At 75.7% G+C, this 4,167-nt stretch carries 3 protein-coding genes and 1 pseudogene; 2 read left to right on the top strand and 2 right to left on the bottom strand.

Annotated elements, in window-relative coordinates; translation table 11 throughout:
• The coding region (locus tag HW445_RS20620) for a trans-acting enoyl reductase family protein (protein WP_180222463.1) at positions 1–858 on the bottom strand (858 nt) is incomplete at its 3' end.
• Between the two features lie 574 nt (positions 859–1,432).
• Between HW445_RS20620 and cutA the strand changes: the two are divergent.
• Positions 1,433–1,756: pseudogene (gene cutA / locus HW445_RS20625) on the top strand (divalent-cation tolerance protein CutA); the annotation flags it as partial.
• Positions 1,757–1,848: 92 nt separating this feature from the next.
• Positions 1,849–2,340 (top strand): gamma-glutamylcyclotransferase family protein, encoded by a 492-nt coding sequence (locus HW445_RS20630; RefSeq protein WP_308799582.1) that lies wholly within the window; start codon positions 1,849–1,851, stop codon positions 2,338–2,340.
• Here the strand turns inward: HW445_RS20630 and HW445_RS20635 are convergent.
• The coding region (locus HW445_RS20635; RefSeq protein WP_180222465.1) for a molybdopterin oxidoreductase family protein at positions 2,312–4,167 on the bottom strand (1,856 nt) is incomplete at its 5' end. The two genes, HW445_RS20630 and HW445_RS20635, sit on opposite strands and share 29 nt — an antisense overlap.

Raw genomic sequence — 4,167 nt, forward strand, 5'->3', positions numbered from 1 at the left:
CACGGCCGGCGCCACCGGCGACCTCCCGGTGTACATGACCTCGCGGTAGCGGAAGTCGCGGCCGTAGGCCCAGTCGAGCAGGGCCGCGCTGCGGCGCACGATCCTCGTGTTGTGGGACGCCATGATGAAGGTGGTCACCCAGCCGGACAGGCCGGGGTCGACGGTGCCGGCCCGGCGCAGCGCGTGGTCCGGCTGAGCGCCGAGATCGGGTTCGCGGTCCCGGTCGGGGCTGAGGGCGTAGGGGTCGGCGACGACCCTCGCCAGGGCCGGGTCGGCGGCGACGGCCGCCATCTGGGTGATGCCGGAGTCGACGGTGCCGCCGCTCATGCCGCCCTTGAGGGCCGCCACGAGCGTGGTGTCGGTCATCCGGCCGGCTCCGTCCTCGGCCAGCCTGCGGTGGAGCAGATAGGCGTTCAGGTCGGAGGGGACCGAGTCGAACCCGCAGGAGTTGACGATCTTCGCGCCGGAGTCGGCGGCGATCCGGTGGAACCGGTCGACGCAGTCGCGGACGAACAGCGGCTCGCCGGTGAGGTCGGCGTAGTGGGTTCCGGCCCGGGCACAGGCCTCGGCCAGGGGCAGGCCGTAACGGGCGTAGGGGCCGACCGTGGTGACGACGACCGTGGTCCGCGCCGCCATCGCCGCCAGGGCGTCGGGAGTGCCCGCGTCCACGACGATCGTCCGCCATCCGGCGGCGCCGTGGCCAAGTCTCCGCAGGAGGGCCTCCAGCTTCTCCGGCGAGCGGCCCGCCACCGCGATCCGGGTGCCGGCGGGGGCGGCCCGGACCAGGTACTCGGCGGTGAGCGCCCCCACGAAGCCGGTGGCGCCGAACAGGACCAGGTCGAACTCTCGCCCGTTCATCCGGTGCGCTCCGTTTCCTCGCCCGCGACCGACCGCGGAAGGTGCTGGTCCACGGAGTCTTCCACGGCGTGGTGGACCCTGGACACCCCGGACACCCCGGGCGCCCCGGACACCCCGGACGCCCCGGAAGCCTCGGTGGGTGCGCCGGCCGCCGCACCCGCCGGGAGCGGGAGGCGGGCGGCCCCCTCCGGGGAGTGAGGGGCGTCGCGCCCCGGAGGGGTAGGGGCGCGCGGTGGCCGGCGACGGACAGCGGAGTTGTCCGGCAGTCCCGTCGCTCTCGCCCGGCGATCCGGGAGTGCCGCCGACTCCCGCGCCCCTGCACTGACGAGGTAACCGGCAGGCGTCCCGGAGCGCTTGCCGAACGGCCACCGGGGCGGCGCGCCCCGCGCCCGCGCTCCGGGGTGTTCGCCCAGCTCACGGCCGTGGTCTCGGACCCGGGAGGGCGCCCGCGGCGGGCGGGCGAACGGGTGACGGACAATGGGCCCGACCGGCCTGACGGCACCGGACGCACGACGCTCCCCACCAGGGGCCCACGGCGGTCCCCACGGCGGACCCACGCGGAGGGACGACGACCATGACCGACTGGCTCACCGTGCTCACCACCACCGACTCCCCGGAGAAGGCGCAGGCGCTGGCGCGTGTCGCCGTGGAGGCGCGGGTCGCGGCCTGCGCGCAGATCGCCGGGCCGGTGACGTCGGTGTACCGCTGGAGGGGCGAGGTGGAGGCTGCACAGGAGTGGCAGGTGCTGTTCAAGACCACTGCGGCCCGGTACGACGCCCTGGAAGCGTGTCTGCGTGCCGCGCACGACTACGAGACACCCGAGATCATCGCCACGCCTGTCGTGCGGGGCGACGCGGCGTACCTGCGGTGGATCGAGGAGGAGACGGCGCGGGACGCGCAGAGGGACGTGGCGCAGCCGCCGGTGCGGGGGCAGGCGCAGGACTCGGACGCGGGGCCGGGTACGCGGCACGGCGGGGCGGGGGCGGCGCAGTGACCGGGCGCATCGGGCGGACCCGGCGGCTCCCGGTCTTCGTCTACGGCACGCTGCGCCCCGGCGGGCTCTACCACCCCGACTTCCTCCTCGGCCGCACCACCGCCGAGGAGCCCGCCACCCTGCGGGGCGCGGTCCTGCACGAGGGACCCGGCTACCCGTACGCGCTCGAGGACACGCACACGGGCACGGACACGGCCACGGGCGGGGGCACGGGCAGGGACGGGGACGCCGTGGCCACCGTCGTGCGGGGCGAGTTGATGATGCTGCGGGAGGACGGCTACGAACAGGTGCTGGCGGCTCTGGACCGGCTCGAGGACCACCGCCCGGGCGACCCGTCCAGCCTCTACCTCCGCGTCGTCCGCGAGGTCACCCGGACCGCCGACGGGGCGCCGGTCGCCGCCTGGGTCTACCTCGCCGCCCCGCGCCTGGCGGCCCGGCTGCGGGCCGAGGCGCGGATCGTCACGAGCGGGGACTGGTTCGTCCGCTGACCTCGTCCACGGCGCGTTCCACGCGGACCGCGCAGGTCTTGAACTCCGGCATCCGGGAGACGGGGTCCAGCGCCGGGTTGGTGAGCGTGTTGACCCGGCCCTCGCCGTACCAGTGGAACGGCATGAAGACGGTGTCCGGCCGGATCGTGCCGGTGACACGGGCCGGGGCGTACGCCCGCCCGCGCCGCGACACGACCGCGAGCCGGTCCCCCTCGGCCACCCCGAGCCGCTCCGCCAGCCGCGGGTGGAGCTCCACGAACGGCCCGGGCGCCGCCGCGTTCAGTTCGGCGACCCGGCGGGTCTGCGCACCGGACTGGTACTGGGAGACCACCCGCCCGGTGGTGAGCAGCAGCGGGAACTCCTCGTCCGGCTCCTCCGCCGACGCCCGGTGGGCGACCGGCACGAAGCGGGCCCGGCCGTCCGGGTGGGCGAACCGGTCGAGGAACAGCCGGGGCGTGCCCGGGTGCGGGGCGGCGCCCGCCTCCTCCGGTTCCGGTGCGGGCCAGAACACGCCGTTCTCCGCGGCCAGCCGCCGGTAGGTGATCCCGGAGTAGTCCGCGAGGCCGCCGGCGCTGGCCCGGCGCAGTTCCTCGAAGACCTCCTCGGGGTCCTCGGAGAACCCCTTCTCGACACCGAGCCGGGCGGCCAGCTCACGCATCACGTGCAGGTCGCCGCGCACCCCCTCGGGCGGGGTGAGGGCCTGCCGTCGCAGCAGCACCCGGCCCTCCAGGCTGGTCGTGGTGCCGGTCTCCTCGGCCCACTGGGTCACCGGGAGCACCACGTCGGCCAGCGCCGCCGTCTCGGAGAGCACCACGTCGGCCACGGCGAGGAAGTCCAGCGAGCGGATCCGCTCCTCGACGTGCGCGGCGCGCGGCGCGGAGACCACCGGGTTGGACCCCATCAGCAGCAGCGCGCGGATGTCGGTGCCGAGGGCGTCCAGGAGTTCGTAGGCGCTGCGGCCGGGGCCGGGCAGCGAGTCCGGGTCGACGCCCCACACCTCCGCGACGTGGCGGCGCGCCTCGGGGTCGTCGAGCTTGCGGTAGCCGGGCAGCTGGTCCGCCTTCTGGCCGTGCTCGCGCCCGCCCTGGCCGTTGCCCTGCCCGGTGAGGCAGCCGTAGCCGGAGTACGGGCGCCCAGGGCGGCCGGTGGCCAGGCAGAGGTTGATCCACGCGCCCACCGTGTCGGTCCCCTTGGACTGCTGCTCGGGGCCGCGCGCGGTGAGCACCATCGCCGCCTCGGGCTCGCAGAACATCCGCACCGCCTCGCGGAGCTGGGGCACCGGCACACCGGTGATCCGCTCCACGTACTCCGGCCAGTGCGCCATCGCCGCGGCCCGGGCCTCCTCCCAGCCGGTGGTCCGCCCGGCGATGTACTCCTCGTCGGTCCGCCCCTCGGCGACGACCAGGTGCAGCAGGCCCAGCGCCAGGGCGAGATCGGTGCCCGGGCGGGGCGCGATGTGCAGGTCGGCCTGCTCGGCGGTGCGGGTGCGGCGCGGGTCGATCACGATCAGCGTGCCGCCGTTGTCGCGGAGTTCGGTGAAGTAGCGCAGCGACGGCGGCATGGTCTCGGCCGGGTTGGAGCCGACCAGGATCACGCACCCGGTGCGCGGGATGTCCTCCAGCGGGAACGGCAGCCCCCGGTCCAGCCCGAACGCCCTGGTCCCGGCGGCCGCCGCGGACGACATGCAGAACCGCCCGTTGTAGTCGATCTGCGAGGTGCCGAGCGCCACCCGGGCGAACTTGCCCAGCGTGTACGCCTTCTCGTTGGTGAGGCCGCCGCCGCCGAAGACGCCCACCGCGTCCGCGCCGTGCCGCGCCCGGGTGCCGG

Origin of the sequence: Streptomyces sp. UH6 (assembly GCF_013421635.1) — a bacterium.
Classification (GTDB): Bacteria; Actinomycetota; Actinomycetes; order Streptomycetales; family Streptomycetaceae; genus Streptomyces; species Streptomyces abyssomicinicus.